Below are 993 nucleotides of genomic sequence, written 5' to 3' on the forward strand. Positions count from 1 at the left end.
GAATAATTTAATAGGGCATTTGTATATTTGTGGTAAATTCATTATATTAGATAGTTAATTAAGGGGGGATTAGAAGTGGGCAAAATGATTAAACTTTTCTTCTTTTCAATGTTGATATTACTTTTCTTAAACGGATGTAATTCAAGTAATACAAAAGAAGACATATTTCAGTCCGAAGGTTCGTATGTAGGCGATAACAGTGCGGTAGGAAACATTGCACATCAATTACCAGGTGGTGAACATTTAGAAGGGTTTGAACTTAAAACCAAAGAGAAGCCATATGGAATAATTTTAAATTATAATTGGATAGAAGCAGAAAAAAAGTATAAAGAAACAGTAATATACAATGCTACATTTCTATTTACCTTAGTTCAAAATGCAGACTGGATAACATTTAATTTTGATAACCAAAGATACAAAGTAACGAAAGAAGATTTGCAAAATTGGTATGGAAAGAGATTAAGTGAATACACAAGCGAAGAAGAACTAAGAAAACTCACCCAAAAATATATAGAAGATGAAAATAAAGTAAATGAGTTATTCAAGTAAAGGATTAGTCGAACAAGAACGGGAAAACCCAAACTAAAAGGGTTTCCCTTAATTCCATTCAATAATCAACATTAACATTTAAAACAGCCATTTTGTTAGACTGAATTCAGAAAAAGATAACCTAAATACGAACAAAAATGTCCGTTACTTCGCTAACGGGAATCGATAGTTTGATATGATGGCTATTACGGCAGCTGTTTTTTATTTGTTCAACTAACGGGCAGCATTCCTGTAATAAAGAAATTTGAGGTTTGATCCAAAAAGAGTCCTCTTGGTAAGATACGAGGTGTCCGGTGCTGCAGCGCTAGGACCCTGAATTGATAACCAAGGAGGACTCTCTATGAAATCGAAAGATTGCTCAAATCACTTCGCAAACACTCATTGTCGGCGTTGATATTGCTAAATCGAAACATGTGGCACGTGCACAAGACTATAGAGGAATTG

General features: G+C 33.6%; 1 protein-coding gene. It reads left to right on the top strand.

Annotated elements, in window-relative coordinates:
- The first annotated feature begins 84 nt into the window (after positions 1 to 84).
- A complete protein-coding gene (locus MBEAL2_RS28575; RefSeq protein WP_369405550.1) occupies positions 85 to 549 on the top strand; it encodes a DUF4825 domain-containing protein in 465 nt (154 codons plus the stop codon).
- Positions 550 to 993 lie beyond the last annotated feature (444 nt).

This window comes from Aneurinibacillus tyrosinisolvens (assembly GCF_001015055.1).
Lineage (GTDB): Bacteria > Bacillota > Bacilli > Aneurinibacillales > Aneurinibacillaceae > Aneurinibacillus_A > Aneurinibacillus_A tyrosinisolvens.

Excerpts from the sequence above, each read along its gene's own strand:
- MBEAL2_RS28575 (WP_369405550.1), top strand. The coding sequence starts at position 85 with ATGATTAAACTTTTCTTCTTTTCAATGTTGATATTACTTTTCTTAAAC.